Annotated in this window: 21 protein-coding genes; 13 read left to right on the forward strand and 8 right to left on the reverse strand. The window is 74.3% G+C overall.

Annotated elements, in window-relative coordinates; translation table 11 throughout:
- Positions 1 to 100 precede the first annotated feature (100 nt).
- Positions 101 to 1,897: an AMP-dependent synthetase/ligase gene (locus RND61_RS21265; protein WP_315879618.1), complete on the reverse strand. Its 1,797-nt coding sequence runs from the start codon at positions 1,895 to 1,897 to the stop codon at positions 101 to 103.
- A 268-nt stretch (positions 1,898 to 2,165) separates the two neighbouring features.
- Between RND61_RS21265 and RND61_RS21270 the strand changes: the two genes are divergently transcribed.
- The 6 genes from RND61_RS21270 to RND61_RS21295 all read left to right on the forward strand — a co-directional run bounded on the left by RND61_RS21270 (position 2,166) and on the right by RND61_RS21295 (position 7,061).
- Positions 2,166 to 2,942: a metallophosphoesterase family protein gene (locus RND61_RS21270; protein WP_315879619.1), complete on the forward strand. Its 777-nt coding sequence runs from the start codon at positions 2,166 to 2,168 to the stop codon at positions 2,940 to 2,942.
- Positions 2,943 to 3,000: 58 nt separating this feature from the next.
- A complete protein-coding gene (locus RND61_RS21275) occupies positions 3,001 to 3,450 on the forward strand; it encodes an SRPBCC family protein (RefSeq protein ID WP_315879620.1) in 450 nt (149 codons plus the stop codon).
- 92 nt (positions 3,451 to 3,542) lie between these two features.
- Positions 3,543 to 4,685 (forward strand): ArsA family ATPase, encoded by a 1,143-nt coding sequence (locus RND61_RS21280; RefSeq protein ID WP_315879621.1) that lies wholly within the window; start codon positions 3,543 to 3,545, stop codon positions 4,683 to 4,685.
- 33 nt (positions 4,686 to 4,718) lie between these two features.
- Positions 4,719 to 5,168: a DUF5304 domain-containing protein gene (locus RND61_RS21285; RefSeq protein ID WP_315879622.1), complete on the forward strand. Its 450-nt coding sequence runs from the start codon at positions 4,719 to 4,721 to the stop codon at positions 5,166 to 5,168.
- A gap of 77 nt (positions 5,169 to 5,245) precedes the next feature.
- Positions 5,246 to 6,187: an ROK family glucokinase gene (locus RND61_RS21290; RefSeq protein ID WP_315879623.1), complete on the forward strand. Its 942-nt coding sequence runs from the start codon at positions 5,246 to 5,248 to the stop codon at positions 6,185 to 6,187.
- A 118-nt stretch (positions 6,188 to 6,305) separates the two neighbouring features.
- Positions 6,306 to 7,061, forward strand: coding sequence for an endonuclease/exonuclease/phosphatase family protein (locus RND61_RS21295; protein ID WP_315879624.1), 756 nt, complete (start codon positions 6,306 to 6,308; stop codon positions 7,059 to 7,061).
- Between the two features lie 11 nt (positions 7,062 to 7,072).
- Here the strand turns inward: RND61_RS21295 and RND61_RS21300 are convergent, their stop codons facing one another.
- Positions 7,073 to 7,771, reverse strand: coding sequence for a hypothetical protein (locus RND61_RS21300; RefSeq protein WP_315879625.1), 699 nt, complete (start codon positions 7,769 to 7,771; stop codon positions 7,073 to 7,075).
- Positions 7,764 to 8,567 (reverse strand): alpha/beta hydrolase, encoded by an 804-nt coding sequence (locus RND61_RS21305; protein ID WP_315879626.1) that lies wholly within the window; start codon positions 8,565 to 8,567, stop codon positions 7,764 to 7,766. Before RND61_RS21305 ends, RND61_RS21300 begins: the two co-directional genes overlap by 8 nt.
- A 190-nt stretch (positions 8,568 to 8,757) precedes the next feature.
- Here RND61_RS21305 and RND61_RS21310 point away from each other — a divergent pair, with 190 nt between their 5' ends.
- The 4 genes from RND61_RS21310 (at position 8,758) to RND61_RS21325 (ending at position 12,545) form a co-directional block, all read left to right on the forward strand.
- Positions 8,758 to 9,474: a lysophospholipid acyltransferase family protein gene (locus tag RND61_RS21310; protein WP_315879647.1), complete on the forward strand. Its 717-nt coding sequence runs from the start codon at positions 8,758 to 8,760 to the stop codon at positions 9,472 to 9,474.
- Positions 9,475 to 9,541: 67 nt separating this feature from the next.
- Positions 9,542 to 10,765 (forward strand): MacS family sensor histidine kinase, encoded by a 1,224-nt coding sequence (gene macS, locus RND61_RS21315; RefSeq protein ID WP_315879627.1) that lies wholly within the window; start codon positions 9,542 to 9,544, stop codon positions 10,763 to 10,765.
- A complete protein-coding gene (locus RND61_RS21320) occupies positions 10,762 to 11,436 on the forward strand; it encodes a response regulator transcription factor (RefSeq protein ID WP_315879628.1) in 675 nt (224 codons plus the stop codon). The genes macS and RND61_RS21320 overlap by 4 nt, the downstream gene beginning before the upstream one ends.
- Before the next feature lie 113 nt (positions 11,437 to 11,549).
- Positions 11,550 to 12,545 (forward strand): 2-hydroxyacid dehydrogenase, encoded by a 996-nt coding sequence (locus tag RND61_RS21325; RefSeq protein WP_315879629.1) that lies wholly within the window; start codon positions 11,550 to 11,552, stop codon positions 12,543 to 12,545.
- On the opposite strand, the gene RND61_RS21330 is transcribed toward RND61_RS21325, so the two are convergent.
- Together RND61_RS21330 and RND61_RS32730 are read right to left on the reverse strand one after the other, a co-directional pair.
- Positions 12,497 to 14,392: an anthranilate synthase family protein gene (locus RND61_RS21330; RefSeq protein ID WP_315879630.1), complete on the reverse strand. Its 1,896-nt coding sequence runs from the start codon at positions 14,390 to 14,392 to the stop codon at positions 12,497 to 12,499. The genes RND61_RS21325 and RND61_RS21330 overlap by 49 nt on opposite strands.
- Positions 14,393 to 14,484: 92 nt before the next feature.
- Complete coding sequence (locus RND61_RS32730) at positions 14,485 to 14,541, reverse strand: trp operon leader peptide (protein ID WP_391653854.1); 57 nt, start codon at positions 14,539 to 14,541, stop codon at positions 14,485 to 14,487.
- 156 nt (positions 14,542 to 14,697) lie between these two features.
- On the opposite strand from RND61_RS32730, the gene RND61_RS21335 reads away from it, so the two are divergent.
- Positions 14,698 to 16,053: a class II 3-deoxy-7-phosphoheptulonate synthase gene (locus RND61_RS21335; RefSeq protein WP_315879631.1), complete on the forward strand. Its 1,356-nt coding sequence runs from the start codon at positions 14,698 to 14,700 to the stop codon at positions 16,051 to 16,053.
- Positions 16,054 to 16,236: 183 nt separating this feature from the next.
- Entirely contained in the window at positions 16,237 to 16,518 is a 282-nt protein-coding gene (locus RND61_RS21340) for a (2Fe-2S)-binding protein (RefSeq protein WP_315879648.1), read from the forward strand.
- A gap of 30 nt (positions 16,519 to 16,548) precedes the next feature.
- On the opposite strand, the gene bfr is transcribed toward RND61_RS21340, so the two are convergent.
- The gene (gene bfr, locus RND61_RS21345; protein ID WP_315879632.1) at positions 16,549 to 17,028 is read right to left on the reverse strand and encodes a bacterioferritin; all 480 of its coding nucleotides are present in this window, start codon (positions 17,026 to 17,028) and stop codon (positions 16,549 to 16,551) included.
- A gap of 155 nt (positions 17,029 to 17,183) precedes the next feature.
- Between bfr and RND61_RS21350 the strand changes: the two genes are divergently transcribed.
- Positions 17,184 to 17,816, forward strand: a complete 633-nt coding sequence (locus tag RND61_RS21350) for a sulfite oxidase-like oxidoreductase (RefSeq protein ID WP_315879633.1) — start codon at positions 17,184 to 17,186, stop codon at positions 17,814 to 17,816.
- 62 nt (positions 17,817 to 17,878) lie between these two features.
- Here RND61_RS21350 and RND61_RS21355 read toward each other — a convergent pair whose 3' ends face one another.
- Positions 17,879 to 18,781 (reverse strand): deoxyribonuclease IV, encoded by a 903-nt coding sequence (locus RND61_RS21355; protein ID WP_315879634.1) that lies wholly within the window; start codon positions 18,779 to 18,781, stop codon positions 17,879 to 17,881.
- Positions 18,782 to 18,787: 6 nt separating this feature from the next.
- Positions 18,788 to 20,776, reverse strand: coding sequence for a Stk1 family PASTA domain-containing Ser/Thr kinase (gene pknB / locus RND61_RS21360; protein WP_315879635.1), 1,989 nt, complete (start codon positions 20,774 to 20,776; stop codon positions 18,788 to 18,790).
- Positions 20,777 to 20,823 lie beyond the last annotated feature (47 nt).

Below are 20,823 nucleotides of genomic sequence, written 5' to 3' on the forward strand. Positions count from 1 at the left end.
CCGCCGGGGCGGTCCCGGCGGGCGCCGAAGGGCTCCGGAGAGTGCCGAAGGGCTCCGGAAGGGCTCCAGACGGGCTCCGGAAGGGCTTCGGAGGGCGGGCTCAGCCCTGGTAGATCGCCTCGATCTCGTCGGCGAAGTCCTTCGCCACCACGTTCCGCTTCAGCTTCAGCGACGGCGTGATGTGGCCGGCCTCCTCCGTGAACTGCGCGGGCAGGACGCGGAACTTGCGCACCGACTCCGCCTTGGACACGGCCGCGTTGCCGTCGTCCACGGCCCGCTGGACCTCCGCCAGCAGCTCCGGGTCCTCCCGCAGCTGCGCCGCCGTCGACCCGGCCGGCTTGCCGTGCTCGGCCGCCCAGCGCGCCAGGAACTCCTCGTCCAGGGTGATCAGCGCGCCCACGAACGGCCGCCCGTCGCCGACGACCATGCACTCCGCGACCAGGGCGTGCCCGCGGATGCGGTCCTCGATCACCGCCGGGGCGACGTTCTTGCCGCCCGCGGTGACCAGGATCTCCTTCTTCCGGCCCGTGATGGCCAGGTAGCCGTCCTCGTCGAGGGTGCCGATGTCGCCCGTGTGGAACCAGCCGTCCGCCAGCGCCTCGGCCGTCGCCGCCTCGTTGTTCCAGTAGCCGGTGAAGACGTGCTCGCCGTGCAGGAGCACCTCGCCGTCGTCGGCGATCCGCACCTTGGAACCGGGCAGCGGCTGGCCCACCGTGCCGATCTTCTGCCGGTCCCACGGGTTGAACGCGGTCGCCGCGCACGACTCCGTCAGGCCGTACCCCTCCAGCACGGTGAAGCCGATGCCGCTGTAGAAGTGGCCGAGCCGCTCGCCCAGCGGCGCGCCGCCCGAGATCGCGAACTCGCAGCGGCCGCCCAGCACCGCGCGCAGCTTGGCGTAGACGAGCACGTCGAACAGCTTGTGCCTCAGCCGCAGGCCGAGCGACGGGCCGCGCGGCGTGGACTTCGCCCGGCTGTACGCGATGGCGGTCTGCGCGGCCCGGTCGAAGATCTTGCCCTTGCCGTCCGCCTGGGCCTTCGCCCGCGCCGAGTTGTACACCTTCTCGAAGACGCGCGGCACGCCCAGGATCAGCGTCGGCCGGAACGAGGCCAGGTCGTCGGTGAGGTTCTTGATGTCCGGCACGCAGCCGAGCCGGATCGGCGCCAGCACCGACGCGACCTCGACCATGCGGCCGAAGACGTGCGCGGCGGGCAGGAACAGCAGCACCGACGAGCGGCCCGTCCGGAACAGCGGCTTGAGCCGCTCCACGACGTTGCCGCACTCGGCGAAGAAGTTCCGGTGGGTCAGTACGCAGCCCTTGGGGCGGCCCGTCGTGCCGGACGTGTAGACGATGGTCGCCACGTCGTCCGCCCTGGCGGTCCCGCCGCGCTCGTCGAGCGTCTCGTCGGACACGTCGCGGCCGGCCGCGACCAGCTCCTCGACGGCGCCGCCGTCGATCCGCCACACGTGCTCCAGCGCCGGCAGCGCGTCCCGCACGGACTCGACCGCGTCGGCGTGCGCCGCGCTCTCCACGATCACCGCGACCGCGCCCGAGTCGCCGAGGATCCACTGGATCTGCTCGGGCGAGCTCGTCTCGTACACCGGCACGGTCACCGCGCCCGCGCTCCAGATCGCGAAGTCCAGCTGCACCCACTCGTAGCGCGTACGGGACACCAGCGCGACCCGGTCCCCGGGCCGCACGCCCCGCGCGACCAGGCCCTTGGCCGCGGCCCGCACCTCGGCGAGGAACTCCTTCGCGGTGACGTCCGCCCAGCCGCCGGGGACCTTGCGGGCCATCACGGCCACGTCTGGGTGCTGCGCGGCGTTGCGGCGGACGAGGTCCGTCAGATTGCCGTCCGCAGGGACCTCGTACAGGGCCGGAAGGCTGAACTCGCGCAAGACTGCTGCTCCTCATCGGGCGCCGACGCCACGACTTTGTGTGATGCGCCGGTTCACGGTCCACGTGGGACACGTACTCAGCGGGGTGAGTACGACTGGACCGCCCGGACGTTACCCATCAGTACCGGGTTCCCGATAGGGGGTCCTGGCCAGATGTTCGCTGCGTCACACATCATGGGCACTACTGCGCGCACAGTAGTCCACTTCCGTCACGACTCGGAAGTAACCGCAGGTCCGGCCCCCCTGCGGGGTCGTAGGGTGGGGTCCCATGCGAGTTCATGTGGTGAGCGACGTGCACGGCAACGCCCGGGACCTGGCCAGGGCCGGCGAGGGCGCCGACGCGCTGGTCTGCCTCGGCGACCTGGTGCTCTTCCTCGACTACGCGAACCACGCCCGCGGCATCTTCCCCGACCTCTTCGGCGAGGAGAACGCCCGCCGCATCGTCGCCCTGCGCACCGCCCGCCGCTTCGACGAGGCCCGCGCCTTCGCCCGCGGCCTGTGGGAGGAGCTGGCACTGCGGGGCGTCGACAAGGCGGCGGCCGTCGAGTCGGCCGTCCGCGACCAGTACGCCGAGCTGTTCGCCGCGTTCCCCGCGCCGACGTACGCCACCTACGGCAACGTCGACGTGCCCCCGCTGTGGCCCGAGTACGTCCGCCCCGGCACGACCGTCCTGGACGGCGAGCGCGTCGAGATCGGCGGGCGCGTCTTCGGCTTCGTCGGCGGCGGCCTGCCCTCCCCGATGCGCACCCCGTACGAGGTGCCGGAGGAGGAGTACGCGGCGAAGGTCGAGGCGCTCGGCGAGGTCGACGTGCTGTGCTCGCACATCCCGCCGGACGTCCCCGAGCTGACGTACGACACGGTCGCCCGCCGCTTCGAGCGCGGCTCCGCCGCCCTGCTGGCCGCGATCCGCCGGGTACGGCCCCGGTACGCGCTGTTCGGGCACGTGCACCAGCCGCTGGCGCGGCGCATGCGCGTCGGCGCGACGGAGTGCGTCAACGTGGGCCATTTCGCCTCCTCGGGGCGGCCCTGGGCCCTGGAGTGGTGACCCGCGGGCACGCGATAGCCTTCCCCCACGTAACGAGCCCTCTGGAGGAGCCACAGCGATGGCGGAACACACCAGCTCGAGCATCACGATCGAGGCGGCGCCCGCCGACGTCATGGGGGTGATCGCCGACTTCGCGCGCTACCCGGAGTGGACGGGCGAGGTCAAGGAGGCGGAGGTCCTGTCGAAGGACGCGGCCGGCCGCGCCGAGCAGGTCCGCCTGCTGCTGGACGCCGGCGCGATCAAGGACGACCACACCCTCGCGTACACGTGGACCGGGGACGACGAGGTCAGTTGGACGCTGGTGAGGTCCCAGATGCTGCGGGAGCTCGACGGCTCGTACAAGCTCACCCCCCTCGCCGACGGCACGCGCACGGAGGTCACGTACCGGCTGACGGTGGACGTCAAGATCCCCATGCTCGGCATGATCAAGCGCAAGGCGGAGAAGGTCATCATCGACCGGGCCCTGGCGGGCCTGAAGAAGCGCGTCGAGTCGACCACCGGCGCCTGAGCACCGCCCGCCCGTCCCGGCGCGGGCCGCGGCGGGCGCCCCGGTCCGAGGCCGCGCGCCCCGGCCCCGGTGCCGCCCGCTACCGTGCACGCATGCGCACCCTCCTCGTCACGGGGCCCGGCGGGTCCGGCCGGTCCACCGTCGCCGCCGCGACGGCCCTGGGCGCGGCCCGCGAGGGCCACAAGGTCCTCCTCCTGACCGCCGACCCGGCCGACGCCCTCGCGTCCGGCGGCGCAGGCGGCCCGGCCGTCCGCCTCCTGGACCCCGCCGCCCGCTTCCGCGAGGAGGTCCTCGCCCTCCAGGCCCACGCGGCCCCCGCCCTCGACCTGCTGGGCGCCGCCCCCCTCGACGACGACGAGCTCACCCCCCTTCCCGGCAGCGCCCACCTCGCGTACCTGACGGCCCTGCGCGACGCCGCCCGCGGCGACTGGGACCTCCTCGTCGCCGACCTCCCGCCGCTGCGCGACGCGATCGCCCTGCTCGCCCTGCCCGAGCAGCTCCGCCGCTACCTGCGCCGCCTCCTCCCGCCCGAGCGGCGGGCCGCCCGCGCCCTGCGCCCGGTGCTGGCCCAGCTCGCCGGCGTCCCCGTGCCCGCCGACGGGCTGTACGAGGCGGCGGCCCGCCGGGACGCCGAGCTGGCCGCCGTGCAGGACCTGGTCGGCGCCCCGGGCACCAGCGTCCGCCTCGTCGTCGAACCCGGCCCCGCCGCCGCCGACGCGCTGCGCGCCGCCCGCGCCGGGCTCGCCCTGCACCGCCTCGCCCTCGACCCGGTCGTCGCCAACCGCGTCCTGCCCGCCGCCTCCCCCGACCCGTGGCTCGCCGCCCTCGCCGCGCAGCAGCAGGCCCACCTCAAGGAGCTGGGCGAGGACGGCGCCCCCGCCGCGCACGAGGTCCCCCACCTGGGCCGCGACCCGCGCACCGCCGACGACCTGGCCCTCCTCGGCCCGCTCGCCCCCGCCGACGCGCCCGCCCCGGCCCCCCGGTGGCCCGTCGAGGACCGCCGCGGCACCGACGGCGTACTGGTCTGGCGCATCCCCCTGCCCGGCGCGGCCAAGCCCGACCTGGGGCTCGTCCGGCGCGGCGACGAACTCGTCCTCACCGTCGGACCGTTCCGCCGCGCCGTGCCGCTCCCGTCCGCGCTGCGCCGCTGCACCGTCGCCGGCGCCGCCCTCCACGACGGCGAACTGCGCGTCCGGTTCGCCCCCGACCCCGGCCTGTGGCCCCGTACCCCCTGAACACCCGCCCGCCGGTCGGGTACCGTCGATGGCATGAGCGATGCCACCCACCGGCCCGGCCCCTTCGAGGACGACGCCTGGGCGCGGGCCTGCGCCGAGGACCTGGCGGCCGAGCGCGCCCGCCGCGGCGGTGGCCCGCCGCCCGGATCGGCCGCCGAGGAGCTGCGCAAGCTCGTCGACGCCGTCGCCGACAAGGTCTCCGCGCTCGGCACCCCGCTGCTCGGGGTCGGGGCGCAGAGCGCCGTCCGGCAGGCCGTCGCGCAGGCGAAGTCCGCGATCGAGCCGGTCATCGAGCGCAACCCGGAGGTCTTCGACCACCTCGCCGCCGCGGGCGGCGAACTCCTCGCCGCCTACCGCTCCGCCGTCCAGGGCCACGAGCACCGCTGGACGCGGGGAACGCAGGAGCCGCGCGGCGCCGGTGAATCCGAACGCGGGGAGAACGGCGAGGGACCGGAAAGCAGCCACCGCATCGACCTCGACTGACGCGGGAGCCGACAGCCCGGCGCCCGCCCTCCGGTACGGTTGGGCATAGCGGGGCTCGACCGAAAACTGAGGGACACATGGGACTCACCATCGGCGTCGACATCGGCGGCACGAAGATCGCGGCCGGCGTGGTCGACGAAGAGGGCACCATTCTCGACACCCACAAGGTGCCCACTCCGTCGACGCCCGAGGGCATCGTCGACGCGATCTGCGCGGCCGTCTCCGCGGCGGGCAAGGGCCATGACATCGAGGCCGTCGGCATCGGCGCCGCCGGCTACGTCGACGACAAGCGCGCGACCGTCCTCTTCGCGCCCAACATCGACTGGCGGCACGAGCCGCTGAAGGACAAGGTCGAGCAGCGCGTCGGGCTGCCCGTCGTCGTGGAGAACGACGCGAACGCCGCCGCCTGGGGCGAGTACCGCTTCGGCGCCGGCCAGGGCCACGACGACGTCATCTGCATCACGCTCGGCACGGGCCTCGGCGGCGGCATCATCATCGGCAACAAGCTGCGCCGCGGACGGTTCGGCGTCGCCGCCGAGTTCGGCCACATCCGGGTCGTCCCGGACGGCCTGCTGTGCGGCTGCGGCAGCCAGGGCTGCTGGGAGCAGTACGCCTCCGGCCGGGCCCTCGTCCGGTACGCGAGGCAGCGCGCCAACGCCACCCCGGAGAACGCCCGGATCCTCCTCGCCCTCGGCGACGGCACGCCCGACGGCATCCAGGGCAAGCACGTCAGCGACGCCGCCCGCCAGGGCGACAAGGTCGCCGTCGACTCGTTCCGCGAACTGGCCCGCTGGGCCGGCGCGGGCCTCGCCGACCTGGCCTCCCTGTTCGACCCGTCCGCGTTCATCGTCGGCGGCGGCGTCTCCGACGAGGGCGACCTGGTCCTCGACCCGATCCGCAAGTCGTTCCGCCGCTGGCTCGTCGGCGGGCGGTACCGGCCGCACGCCCAGGTCCTCGCCGCCCAGCTCGGCGGAAAGGCGGGCCTGGTCGGCGCCGCGGACCTCGCCCGCCAGGGCTGAGCGCCGCCCGGGCCGAGCGCCAGGACCGAGCACCCGGGCCGGCGCCCGGAGTCGGAGTTCGACGGTTGCCCGCCGCGTCCCCCCGGGGGCGCGGCGGGCGCCGTCGTATCGTGCCCGCATGGCGCTCACCGCACTGCCCGCCTCCCGCACCGAACCGGACGGTTCGGCCGTGGTCCGGGTGCTCGGCTACAACATCCGGTCGATGCGCGACGACGAGGACGCCCTGGCCCGGGTCATCCGCGCCTGCGCCCCCGACGCCGTCCTCGTCCAGGAGGCGCCCCGCTTCTTCCGCTGGCGCAAGCACGCCGCCCGGCTCGCCGCCAAGAGCGGGCTGTTCGTCCTCGGCGGCGGCGCCCCCGCAGCCGGGCCGCTGCTGCTGTGCTCCCCGCGTGTCACCGTCGAACGGACGCGGGACGTCCTGCTGCCGCTCACCCCCGGCCTGCACCGGCGCGGCTTCGCCACCGCCGTCGTCCGGGTCGCCGGCGCCCGGTTCGGACTGCTCAGCTGTCACCTCGGCCTGCGCGGCGACGAGCGGTACGCGCAGGCGGGCAGGGTGCTGGACGAACTCGCCGCGCTCGGCGTGGACCACGCGATCGCCGGGGGCGACGTCAACGAGCGCCCCGACGGCCGCTCGTTCCGCCGCCTCGCCGCCGAACTGCAGGACTGCCGGGCCGTACGCCCCTGGGGCGGCGAGTACACCTTCACGCCGGACGGCCCGCACCAGCGGATCGACGCGCTCTTCGCCACGCGGGGCGTGGAGGTGCTGGGCTGCGGCGTGCCGGCCGGGCTGCCCGGCGTCACCGACGCGGACCTGAGGGCGGCGACGGACCACCTGCCCGTGCTCGCCGCCCTCCGCGTACCGGCCGCCCCCTGACGGCGGGGGCGTCAGACGACCGCGCCGCGCCCCGGGTCGTCGTCCTCCTCGTCGTCGCCGGCCTTCATCCGCGCCACCAGCGTCGCGAAACCGCCCAGGAACCCGCCGACGCACAGCGTGGTCAGCCACCACGTCATGTCCCACTGGAGCAGGACGGCGACCAGCATCAGCACCGGTCCGCCGACCACGCCCAGCCAGCCGAACTTCACCGCCGGGTCCGCCTCGGGCAGCGGCGGCGGCTCCGGCGGGACGAAGTGCCCCTCGCCGTCGTCGTCGCCACCCGCGCCCGCGCCTGCGCCCGCGTCCGCACCCGAGCCGGTGGCGTCGCCCTTCGGCTCCACCAGTTCGTAGTCGCGCGGGCCGCGCGGGCGGACCCCCGGCGCGAACACGACGGAACCGCCCAGCACCGGCTTGTCCGCCGGGCCGACGTCGCCGTCGCCGTCGTCGCCTCCCGCGTCCCGACCGTCGCGGTCGCCGTCCTCCGGGTCCTCCTCCAGCAGTGCCAGGTCCTCCACCGACCGGAACGGCTTCGCGCCCGGCGGGTCCGCCGGCTCCTCCCCGTACGCGGCGACGATCGCCGCCCAGGCCGCCTCCTCGTCGATGGGCGCCCCGCCGCCGTCCACCGGCTCCGGGGCGGGCCGGTCCTCGGGGCCGTCCCGCCGGTCCCGGCCCTCCTCGCGGTCCGCGTCCGCGTCGTGCTGCTCAGCCACCGCTCGTGCTCCCCTCCCTGTCCCTGTCCTGGGCGGCGGTCCCGCCGGCCCCCGGAGCGAGCCGGCCGATGAACGCGTGGCTCTCCTGGAAGATCCGCTCCGCGTCGTGGTCCAACGTCGCCACGTGGTAGCTCTGTTCCAGCAGGACCTCCGTGACGTCCGTGGAGGAGACACGGCTCAGGACGCGCGCCGGGTCGGCGGGCGGCACGACGTGGTCCTGCGGCGAGCGCAGCAGCAGGAGCGGCTGCGTCACCTGCGGCAGCTCCCCGTCCACCAGGCGCAGGAACCGCCGCAGCGAGTACGCCGCGTGCAGCGGCACCCGGTCGTAGCCCAGCTCGTCCACGCCCTCCTTCGCGATGTCGTTCGCGAGGCCGCCCGTCGACGGCACCAGGTGGCGGACGAGCGGCAGCGCGTGCGCCGTCACGCCGTGCACCTTGTTCGCCGGGTTCACCAGGACGACGCCCGTGACCGCGTCGCCGTGGCGGGCCGCCAGCCGCAGCGCCAGCGCGCCGCCCATGGACAGCCCGCACACGAAGACCCGGGCGCACCTCCCGCGCAGCGCGCGCAGCTCCCGGTCGACCTCCGCGTACCAGTCCTGCCACCCGGTGACCTGCATGTCCTGCCAGCGCGTGCCGTGTCCGGGGAGCAGCGGCACCGACACGGTCAGGCCGCGCTCCGCGAGGTACTCGCCCCAGGGGCGCATCGACCGGGGCGAACCGGTGAAGCCGTGACAGAGGAGTACGCCGACGTCACCGCCTTCGCGGCGGTACGGCTCGGCTCCGGGAAGGACCGGCACGGAGGACTCCCGTTCGGGTTCGGTGGGGCTCGGAAACGTGTACTTCACCGTACGCGACCGGGGTGACACCGACCAGGGCCGTCACACCCGCAACCCGGTCCCCGCACGGACGGAAGGGTGGCCCGGGCCGCGCACGGGTTAAGGTCTGTGCGACGGAACACGGGAGGAACACGAGTTGATCTACGGCGCTATGAAGTTCTCCATCGGAGGGACGCTGAAGCTCGCCTTCAGGCCCTGGGTGGAGGGCCTCGAGAACGTTCCCGCCGAGGGGCCGGCGATCCTCGCGAGCAACCACCTGTCGTTCTCCGACTCCTTCTTCCTCCCGGCGGTCCTCGACCGGAAGGTCACCTTCATCGCCAAGGCCGAGTACTTCACCTCGCCCGGGGTGAAGGGCAGGCTCACCGCCGCGTTCTTCAAGGGCGTCGGCCAGCTGCCCGTGGACCGCTCCGGCGCGCGGGGCGCCGGCGACGCCGCCGTGCGCAGCGGCATCGAGGTCATCAGGCGCGGTGAGCTGTTCGGCATCTACCCGGAGGGCACCCGCTCCCCGGACGGGCGGCTCTACCGCGGCAAGACCGGCGGCCTCGCGCGCGTGGCACTGGCCACGGGCGCGCCCGTCATCCCGATCGCCATGATCGACACGGAGAAGATCCAGCCGCCCGGCAAGGTCGTCCCCAAGCTGATGCGCCCCGGCATCCGCATCGGCAAGCCGCTGGACTTCAGCCGCTACCAGGGCATGGACAACGACCGCTTCATCCTCCGCTCGGTCACCGACGAGGTGATGTACGAGATCATGAAGTTGTCGGGCCAGGAGTACGTCGACGTCTACGCCACGGTCGCCAAGCGGCGCATCGCCGAGGCGGAGAAGGCCGCCAAGGCGGCGGGCAGGACCGAGAACAAGGCCGACTGAGGCCGAGCGACGACGTACGGCTCCCGGCGCCCGAACGGCGCGCCGGGCGTGCGCGGGGGTGGGGGAGATGGCCGGGCGCGAGCGGGTGGTCCGCATGTCCGTGGAGCAGCCGCTGTGGCGCGCGCTCACCGCGTACCGCGTCCTCACCACGGTCTACGCGGACCTCCTCTTCGCGGTCAACCGCGGCGACTTCGAACGGCCGTGGATCGCCGCCGGCTTCCTCGCCGCGATGACCGGGTGGACGCTGGCGACCCTGCCGAAGGTGTCCGCAGCCGCCCGCTGCACCAAGCGGTTCCTCGCCGTCGACCTGGCCCTCGCGCTGACGGGCATCCTGCTCACCCCGTTCGCCGACAGCCACGCCCAGCTCCAGGACGGCCCCACGCTGCCCGGCATCTGGACGGCGGGCGCGGTCCTCGCCTACGCGATCAAGGGCGGCTGGCGCTGGGCCGGCTTCGCGTCCTCGCTGGTCGCCGTCGCCAACATCGTCGAGCGCGGCGAGCCCAGCCGCGACACGCTCCACAACGTGCTGCTCGTCTGGGTGGCGTCCATCGCGATCGGCTACGTCGTCGAGGTCGCCCGCGCCTCCGAGCGGACGCTCGCCCGGGCGCTGGAGATCGAGGCCGCCACCCGCGAGCGGGAGCGGCTGGCCCGCGACATCCACGACTCGGTCCTCCAGGTGCTGGCCATGGTGCAGCGCCGCGGCACCGCCCTGGGCGGCGAGGCGGCCGAGCTGGGCCGGATGGCGGGGGAGCAGGAGGTCGCCCTGCGCACCCTGGTCGCCGGGGGCCTCGGGCGGCCCTCCCGCCTCTGGGAGGACGCCTCGCGGGGGGCGGTCGTCCGCCCGGCCGACGAGCCCGGCGGGTCCGGTGGGTCCGGCGAGGGCGACGGTGGCGGGCAGGACCTGCGGACCCTCCTGGCCCCGCACGCCGGCTCCCGCGTCACGTTCGCCGAACCGGGCGCCCCGGTCGTGCTGCCGCGCCCGGTGGCCGCCGAGCTGGCGGCCGCCGTCGGCGCCGCCCTGGACAACGTGCGCAGGCACGCGGGGCCCGGCGCCCGGGCGTGGATACTCGTCGAGGACTGGCCCGACGAGGTCGTCGTGACCGTGCGCGACGACGGCCCGGGCATCCCCGACGGGCGCCTCGCCGAGGCGGAGGGCGAGGGACGGCTCGGCGTCGCCCAGTCCATCCGCGGCAGGCTGCGGGACCTGGGCGGGACGGCGGAGCTGGTCTCGGTGCCCGGCCAGGGCACGGAAGTCGAGTTGAAGGTCCCCCGGGGAAAGGCGAGGCGATGACGGAACGGCCGATCAAGGTGATGGTGGTCGACGACCACCCGATGTGGCGGGACGCCGTCGCCCGCGACCTGGCCGAGGCCGGGTTCGACGTGGTCGCCACGGCCGGCGACGGCGACCAGGCCGTACGCCGCGCCCGCGCCACCTCCCCCGACGTGCTGGTCCTCGACCTGAACCTGCCGGGCAGGCCCGGCGTCGAGGTCTGCAAGGAGCTCGTCGCCGGCGGCGACCTGCCCGTACGGGTCCTGGTGCTCTCCGCGAGCGGCGAGCACGCCGACGTCCTGGAGGCCGTGAAGTCCGGCGCCACGGGGTACCTGCTGAAGTCCGCCAGCACCGCCGACCTCCTGGACGCGGTGCGGCGCACGGCCGCCGGCGACGCGGTGTTCACGCCCGGCCTCGCCGGCCTGGTGCTCGGCGAGTACCGCCGCCTGGCCGCCGAGCCCGCGCCGGCCCGGGGCGCCGCCGAGCCCGGCGCCCCCCGCCTGACCGACCGCGAGACGGAGGTGCTCCGCCTGGTGGCGAAGGGCCTCAGCTACAAGCAGATCGCCGAACGGCTCGTCATCTCCCACCGCACGGTCCAGAACCACGTCCAGAACACCCTGGGCAAGCTCCAGCTCCACAACCGCGTCGAGCTGGTCCGCTACGCCATAGAGCGCGGCCTGGACGACGCCTGATCCCGAAGTCCCTCCCGGCGCGCCCGCCCCGGCCCGGGCGGGCGCGCCGGGAGGGCGGGGGCGGGCGCGGAGCCGTATATTCACGGTGACCGCACCGACCAGCGGGAGGCACCGTGGACGTCCTGGCCTTCGGCGTGCAGGCCGACGAGAAGCCCCTCCTGGAGCGCGCCTTCGCGGGCCGCCACGACCTCCGCTGCCTGGACGTCTTCCTGACGGAGGACACCGCCCCCCTCGCCGCAGGCCACGAGGCCGTCTCCACCAGCGTCAACGCCGACCTCGGCGCCCGCGTGCTGCGCGTCCTCGCCGAAGGCGGCACCCGGATGGTCGCCCAGCGCTCCACCGGCTTCAACAACATCGACCTGGACGTCGCCCGCGACCTCGGGCTGACCGTGGCCCGCGTGTCGTACTACTCGCCGTACGCGGTCGCCGAGTTCGCGTGGACGCTCGCCATGGCGGTGAACCGCCGCATCGTCCGCGCCGCCCACCGCACCCGCGACTTCGACTTCCGCCTCGACGGCCTCCTCGGCCGCGACATGCGGGGCCGCACCGCCGGCGTGCTCGGCACCGGCAAGATCGGTGAGGCGTTCGCCCGGATCGCGCACGGCTTCGGCATGCGCCTCCTCGGCTGGGACCTGGCGGAGAACCCGGCCTGCCTGGACCTCGGCATGGAGTACGTCGGGAAGGACGAGCTCCTCGCCTCCTGCGACCTCGTCAGCCTGCACGTCCCGCTGACGTCCGGAACCCGGCACCTCCTCGACGCGTCCGCCCTCGCCTCGATGAAGGACGACGCCATCCTGGTGAACTCCAGCCGGGGCGGCCTCGTCGACACCGACGCCCTCGTCGCCGAGCTGCGCGCCGGGCGGTTCGCGGGCGTCGGTCTCGACGTCTACGAGTCGGAGGCCGGGCTGTTCTACCTCGACAAGTCGATCGAGGGCGTCGACGACGACACCCTGGCCCGGCTGATGACCTTCCCGAACGTGCTGGTCACCAGCCACCAGGCGTACTACACCGCCGAGGCGGTGGGGCAGATCGTCGAGGCGACGCTGCGGAACGTCACCGACTACGCCGAGGGCCGCCGCAACGAGAACGTGCTGGTCCCCGCCGGCTGACCCAGCAGGCCCCGCACGATCGCGGGGCCGTTCAGCGTGAGCACCGACTCGGGGTGGAACTGCACCCCGGCGAAGCCGTCGCCGCGCAGCGCGTGCACCTCCCCGGTCAGCGGGTCGCGGCTCACCTCCACCCCGCGCGCCGCCAGCCGCCCGGCCGCCGCGTCGTCGCAGCGGGCGGTGAAGCTGTTGTAGAAGCCGACCGTCTCCCGCGCCCCGAACAGGTCGACCTCCACCTGCGCGCCCTGGAACGGGGTCCGCTTCCGCACGATCTCCAGGCCCAGCTCCGCCGCGATCAGCTCGTGGCCCAGGCAGACGCCGAGCAGCGGGCGGTGCGGGCCGCCCAGCAGCTCCGCGGCGAGGCCCCGCAGCAGCAGCATCCTCGGGTCGCCGTCGCGCGGGTCGCCCGGCCCGGGGCCCAGGACCACCGGCCCGGCGTGCGCCAGCGCGGCCTCCCGCAGCCCCGGCTCGTCGAACCGCCGCACCGTCACCTCCAGCCCGCAGGAGCCGAGCAGGTGCGCCAGCATCGACGTGAACGTGTCCTCCCCGTCGATCACGAGGACGTGCCCGGCCCGCTCCGCGGCCCGTTCCTGCATCCGCAGCCAGAACGGCGCCAGGTCCGCGCGGCGGGCGTCCAGCGCCGCCCGCACCCGCGGGTCGTCGGCGAGCCGCGGGACCGGGGCCGCCCCGTCGTACGGCCGCCCCGGGCGCACCCCGAGCGCCGCCAGCACGCCCGCCGCCTTGGCGTGGGTCTCCGCGACCTCGCCCTCCGGGTCGGAGTGCCGCACCAGCGTCGCCCCGACCGGCACCCGCAGCCGGCCCCCGGCGTCGATGTCGGCGGTGCGGATCAGGATGGGCGAGTCCAGCGTCTGCGCGCCGCCGGCGTCCGTGCCGAGCAGCGCGAGCGCGCCCGCGTAGTAGCCGCGTCCGCCCTGCTCGTGGCGCTCGATGACCCGGCAGGCGTTCTGCACCGGCGACCCGGTGACCGTCGCCGCGAACATCGTCTCCCGCAGCACCTCGCGCACGTCCAGCGTCGACCGCCCGCGCAGCTCGTACTCGGTGTGGGCGAGGTGCGCCATCTCCTTCAGCCGGGGCCCGACCACGACACCGCCCATGTCGCCGACGGCGCACATCATCTTCAGCTCCTCGTCGACGACCATCGACAGCTCGTCGGTCTCCTTGCGGCTGGCGAGGAACGTCAGCAGGTCCTCCGGGGTCGGCCCGTCGGCCGGATAGCGGTACGTGCCGCTGATCGGGTTCATCACGACCGTGCCGCCGGACATCCGCACGTGGACCTCGGGGCTCGCCCCGACCAGGGTGCGGTCGCCGGTGTGGACGACGAACGTCCAGTACGCGCCCCGCTCACCGGCCAGCAGCCGCCGGAACAGCGCCAGCGCGTCCGCCCGGCCGAAGCCCGGCACGCGCCCGCGGTAGGTGCGGCGGATGACGAAGTTGGCGCCCTCGCCGCGGCCGATCTCGTCGTCGATCACGCGCCGCACGATCCGCGCGTAGGCGTCGTCCGGCACGTCGAACCCGCCGTCCTCCACCCGCACGTCGTGGGCGGGCAACTGGTCCAGGGCGTCGGCGAGCGGCAGCTCGTACGTCTCGTCGGCGACCAGGACGGACAGCGGCGTCCCGTCGTCGCGGACGTCGAAGCCGCGCTCCCGGAGCTGCCGGAACGGCACGAGGGCCAGCGCGGGCCGCTCCCCGACGGGCAGGTCGGCCAGCCGCTCCACCTCGTGGACCTCGCCGACGAGCACCTCGACGGTGTCGTGGTCGCGGCCGGGCGTGCGGCGGCGGAGCAGGGCGAACGCCGGGCGGTTCGGGTCGAGCAGGTATCCGAGGTCCATCCGTGGTGTTCCTTCCGTGTGGGAGGAACGGCCCGGAGAACGAGAGAAGGCCGCCCCTCGGGCGGCCTTCGCGTGTCGTGTACGCGCGTCGATCAGCGGGCCGCCGGATGAGCGGTCCACCACCAGTGCTTGGTCGTCGGCGCGAACATGGCGCCGACCCTAGCGCATCCGCCCGGGCCGCCGCAGGCCGTTGCGGGAAGCGGGACGGACCGCCGCCCGGCGCCGCGCCGCGGCCGGAGGAAGGGGCCGTCTCACTTTCTGATCCCGTATGTGGACGCCTGTCCGGAGCGCGTAATGTTGTCGAGGTGACCGTGAACGCTGACACCCACGCCGTCGCCGCCAAGGCGACCTGGCGAGACCTGCCCGCGGCGCAGCAGCCCGAGTACCCGGATGCCGAGGCTCTGCGCGATGTGATCGCCGACCTCGAGTCGTATCCGCCGCTCGTCTTCGCCGGAGAGTGCGACCAGCTGCGCGCCCGGATGGGGGCCGTCGCCCGGGGCGAGGCGTTCCTCCTCCAGGGCGGCGACTGCGCGGAGTCCTTCGACGCCGTGGGCGCCGAGGACATCCGGGCCAAGCTGAAGACCCTCCTCCAGATGGGCGCCGTGCTGACGTACGCCGCCTCCGTGCCCGTCGTGAAGGTGGGCCGGATCGCCGGCCAGTACTCGAAGCCGCGCTCCAAGCCCACCGAGACCCGCGACGGGGTGACCCTGCCGACGTACCGCGGCGACTCCGTCAACGGCTTCGACTTCACCGAAGAGGCCCGCGTCCCCGACCCGCAGCGGCTGAAGCGCATGTACCAGGCGTCCGCCTCGACGCTGAACCTGGTCCGCGCCTTCACCACCGGCGGCTACGCCGACCTGCGCCAGGTGCACGCCTGGAACCAGGACTTCGTGAAGTCGTCCCCGTCCGGCCAGCGGTACGAGCAGTTGGCCCGCGAGATCGACAACGCCCTCAACTTCATGAAGGCGTGCGGCACGGACCCGGCCGAGTTCCGCACGGTCGAGTTCTTCGCCTCCCACGAGGCGCTGCTCCTCGACTACGAGTCGGCGCTGACCCGGATCGACTCGCGGACCGGCGACCTGTACGACACGTCGGGCCACATGCTGTGGATCGGCGAGCGCACGCGGCAGCTGGACCACGCGCACATCGAGTTCGCGTCCAAGATCCGCAACCCGATCGGCATCAAGCTCGGCCCGACCACGACGGTCGACGAGGCGCTCACCTACATCGACCGCCTGGACCCGGAGCGCGAGCCGGGCCGGCTGACCTTCATCGTCCGCATGGGCGCCGACAAGGTCCGCGACCGGCTCCCGGGGCTGGTCGAGAAGGTCACGGCCTCGGGCGCGGTCGTCGCCTGGGTCACCGACCCGATGCACGGCAACACCTTCGAGGCGGCCTCCGGCCACAAGACGCGCCGCTTCGACGACGTCCTGGACGAGGTCAAGGGCTTCTTCGAGGTCCACAAGGCGCTCGGTACGCACCCGGGCGGCATCCACGTCGAGCTGACCGGCGACGACGTCACCGAGTGCGTGGGCGGCGGCGACGAGATCTTCGTCGACGACCTGCACCAGCGGTACGAGACGGCCTGCGACCCGCGGCTCAACCGCAGCCAGTCGCTCGACCTCGCGTTCCTGGTGGCGGAGATGTACCGGGACCAGTGAGCGAGGACCGCTGATCCCGGCTGGAAACAGCCGTGGCACGTGCGTGGGGCGTGGATCCGTGTGATCCGCGCCCCACCGCCTTTTCCGGGGACGCCCCGGGCTTTCGCGCGCCGCACCCTATGAGTAAGGTTAGGTAAGCCTCACCGAACAAACGGGGGGCGTCGGCTCGTGACCTGCAGGGAGGTGACCCGCGTGTACGTGTGCTCGTGCTTCGGCATCACCGAGAAGCAGGTCAAGGAACACGCGGACGCCGGGGCCTGCACCCCGCGCCAGATCGCCTCGGCCTGCAAGGCGGGCACCGACTGCGGCTCCTGCGTACGGCGCATCCAGGCCCTTCTCGGCCGGGGCGCCTGCCCGCGGCGCCGGCTGCTGGACCAGGGCGAGCCGGCCCTCTCCGAGCTGTCCGCGCCGCCGGCCCCCGCGGCGCCGTCCAGCGCGCTCCAGGACCTCTCCAAGGTCGCCTGAGCCCCGCCCGGGGTCCCGGCTCCTCGCGGCCTAGCCCTCCGGCTGCTCGACGACGGTCGCCAGGTACAGCGACTCGCCGAGCTTCTGCACCAGCTCCAGCTGCGTGTCCAGGTAGTCGATGTGGTGCTCCTCGTCGGCGAGGATCGACTCGAAGATGTTGGCCGAGGTGATGTCGCCCTTGTTGCGCATCACCTCGATGCCGCGCCGCAGCCGATCGATCGCCTCGACCTCGACCTCGCGGTCCGCGTGGAACATCTCCGTCACCGTCTGGCCCACGCGGACGTGGAACAGCCGCTGGTAGTTGGGCAGGCCCTCCAGGAAGAGGATCCGGTCCGTGAGCACCTCGGCGTGCTTCATCTCGTCGAAGGACTCCGCGCGGGTGTACTTCGCGAGCTTCGTCCACCCGAAGTTCTCCTGCATCTTCGCGTGCAGGAAGTACTGGTTGATGGCGGTCAGTTCGGCGGTGAGCTGCTCGTTGAGGAACTCGATGACCTCGGGGTCGCCCTGCATCGCAGAGGCTCCTTCCGCGTGTGTGAAGGGGCGGGATGCGCGCATCCTCGCACCACGAGAGGGGGCCGTCCAGTAAGTGGAGGCTTAGTAGGACTTGCCCGATTCGATCCCGGACCCGGTCGTCACCACCCCTCCCGGTCTGTCACCATTGAGGCATGGGTCAGCCGGAGAGCGGAGAACACCGGGCGGCAAGGGAGTCCGCGCTTCCGCCGGGACAGCGCCTGCAACGCGGTTGGCCGGTCACCCACTACGGGCCCGTCCCCAAGTTCCGGCCCGAGCGCTGGGAGTTCCGCGTCTTCGGAGCCACGGCGGACGGCGGGAAGCACTGCTGGAACCACGAGGAGTTCACCGCGCTCCCGTTCTCCACCGTCGTCGCCGATCTGCACTGCGTCACGAAATTCAGCATGGTCGGGGCCGAATGGGGGGGCGTGCCCGCGCGCACGGTGCTGGAGCTGGCGCCGCCGGCCCCCGACGTCAGCCACGTGATGGTGTGGGCCGAATACGGCTTCAGCGCCAACATGCGGCTGTCGGACTTCGCCTCCGAGCACGCCATCTTCGCCACCCACAAGGACGGCGAGCTGCTCACCGCGGAGCACGGCTTCCCGCTCCGGCTGATCGTGCCCCACCTGTACGCCTGGAAGGGCCCCAAATGGGTCCGCGGCGTCGAGTACATGACCGCCGACCGCCGCGGTTTCTGGGAGGAGCGCGGCTACCACAACATCGGCGACCCGTGGGCCGAGCAGCGCTACTCGTACCAGGAGGAGCCGGGCGACGGCCCGGAGCTCTGACCCCGGGACCCGGCCCGGCCGGCCGCCCCGGAGCCGCGTACCCCGGGGGGTAGGGATCGAGGTCAGGGCCGGGGCGTCGCCCGCAGGGACTTCAGCCGTGCCACGTCCTCGGCGTGCCGCTCCTTGCCGCCCGGCGTCTCGATGACCAGCGGCACGCCCTCCGTGGCGGGGTGGCGCATCAGCTCCCGGAAGGGCTCCTCGCCGATGTGACCGGCGCCGATGTTGGCGTGCCGGTCCCGGTGGGCCCCGACCGCCTCCTGGGAGTCGTTGGCGTGGATCAGCTTCAGCCGCCCCTCGCCGACCGTCTCCACCAGCAGGTCCAGCGTCTTGCGCATCCCGTTGGCCCCGGTCAGGTCGTGACCGGCGGCGAAGACGTGGCAGGTGTCCAGGCAGACGCCGAGCTTGGGGTGGGCGTCGAGCGCCTCGAAGTACGGCCCGAAGTCCCAGGTCCGCGAGCAGAGCGACGAGCCCTGCCCGGCCGTCGACTCCAGCAGCAGGAACGGGTCGTCGTCATGGGTGAGCTCGTCCAGCAGCGGCAGCATCCGCTCCCGTACCTGCGCGAGCGCCTCCGCGCGGGGCCGCCCGCCCGTCGCCGAGCCGGTGTGGACGACGACGCCCAGGGCGCCGATGGCGCGGGCCCGGCGCAGCGAGTGGCGCAGGGACTCCACCGACCGCTCGACGGTGGCCTCGGTGTGCGAGCCGAAGTTGATCAGGTACGGGGCGTGGACGTACACGGGTATGTCCTCGGCGGCGCACCGGTCGCGGAACATCTCGTCCTGCGCCGGGTTGCCGGCCGGGGTGGCCCAGCCGCGCGGGTTGGCGACGAAGACCTGGACGGCCTCGGCGCCGATCGCGCGGGCGGCGGCGAGACCGGTGGTGGCCAGGCCGCCGGCCACGGGGACGTGGCCGCCGACGGGGCGGAGCGACCGCCCCGGGCGGGCGGGGTCGAGGACTCGGGGGAGCATGGGGGGTCAGATTCCCTTGGTCTTGATGGTGATCGTGCTGCCCTCGGGGGCGGTGCGGCCGCCGGGCACGGACTGGGCGTCGACGGTGTCGCCGAGGTACGGGAACGACCTCTCGACCTTCACCTCGAAGCCCGCCGCCTCCAGCTTCCGCGTGGCGTCCTCGACGTTCTCGCCCGTCACGTCCGGTACGGGGACCTTGCGCGGGCCCTTGGAGAGCGTGAGCGTCACGGTCTCGCCCTCGGCTGCGCGGGCGCCCGCCGGGAGGGACTGGGCGGCGACCGCGCCGGCGGGGTGCGGGGCGTGGACGCGCTCCTCGGCGACCTCCACCCTGAACCCGGCGTCCGTCAGCGCGTCGCGGGCCTCCTCCAGCGGCCGTCCGACGGCGGCCGGGACGTCGATGGGGACGCCCTTGCTGACGACCAGCGCCACGGCGGCGTCCGGCGACCGCTCGGTGCCGGCCGGCGGGTCGCTGTCGATGACCGAGCCCTTCGCCACCTCGCCGTCGAACTCCTCGGTGACGACGCCCGCCGCGAGCCCCGCCCGGCGCAACTGCTCCTTCGCGGCGGCCAGCGGCCGGCCCTTCAGTTCCGGCACCTTCACGATCTCCGGGCCGCGCGAGATGACGAGGTCCACCGAGTCGTTGCCGCGGATGCGCTCGCCGGGCGCCGGGTCCGTGGCCATGACCGTGCCCCGCTCGTACGCGCTGCTGAACTCCTCGCGCGTCGAGCCGACGTCGAGGCCCTCGTCCGCGAGCCGCCGCTCGGCGTCCGCCCGGGTCTTGCCGAGCACCCCGGTGGTCGGGACGTGGGTGAACTGGCCCGAGTTGATGTACCAGACGCCGGCGCCGAGCCCGAGGACCAGCAGCACGGCCGCCAGGACCGCGGCGGCGCCCCGCCGCGGACCGGCGGCCGGGACCGGGGCGCCGCGGCGGCGCCCGGCAGGTTCGGCGGGCGCCGCGGGGCGCGGCTGCGGCCGCGTACCGGACTGCGGCGGCACCTCCAGCCGGCTCGTGCGCTCCGCGCCCCCGGCCGGGGGCAGCGGGCGGGGGATGACGCTCGTCACGTCCTCGGGCCCGGCCTCCGCCCCCCGCCGCACCGCGTCCGCGCGGTCCTCGCCGCGCGCGCCCGGCGGCACCAGGTCCAGTTGCGCGTCGCCGAGCGCGGCCCGGGCGGCGCGGGTCAGGGAGAGCAGCGCCACGGCGTCGCGCGGGCGCGCGGCGGCGTCCCGCGCCGTGGCGGCGGCCACGAGCGCGTCCAGCTCGGGCGCGAGGCCGGGGGCGGCGGCCGAGGGGGCCGGGACGTCGTGGTTCAGGTGCCGGTAGAGGACCTGGGCGGGGGTGTCCCCGCCGTGCGGCTTGCCGCCGGTCAGCATCTCGTACAGGACGACCCCGCAGGCGTACACGTCGGTGCGGGTGTCGGCGGTGCCGTGCTCGATCTGCTCGGGCGCCAGGTACGACACGGTGCCCAGGACGGAGCCGGTCGTGTGGGTGGCCGTGCCGACCGCCCGGACGAGGCCGAAGTCGGCGACCTTGACCCGGCCGTCGTCGCCGACCAGGACGTTCTCCGGCTTCATGTCCCGGTGGACGAACCCGGCCCGGTGCGCCGCCCCGAGCGCGGCGAGCACCGGCTCCAGGACGTCCAGCGCCGCCCGCGGGGACAGCGCCCCGCGCTCGCGGAGCACGTCGCGCAGCGTGCAGCCGGCGACGTACTCCATCGCCAGGTACACGTACGGTCCGTCCGCGCCCTGGTCGAAGACGCCGACCACGTTCGGGTGGGAGAGCCGCGCCACGGACTTGGCCTCGCGGATGAACCGCTCCACGAACGACGCGTCGGCCGCCAGCGACGGGTGCATCACCTTCAGGGCGAGGTCACGGTCGAGGCGGGTGTCGACCGCCCGGTACACCGTGGCCATGCCACCGACGGCGACGCGCGCGTCGACCCGGTAGCGGCCGTCGAGCAGCCGGCCGACGAGCGGGTCGTGAAGGGTTGTGTCCACCCGCCCGAGTCTACGAGCCCCGGCGGACCCGCCCGTCGCCCCGTACA

The sequence above is a fragment of the Streptomyces tamarix genome, from assembly GCF_032423885.1.
Classification (GTDB): Bacteria; Actinomycetota; Actinomycetes; order Streptomycetales; family Streptomycetaceae; genus Streptomyces; species Streptomyces tamarix.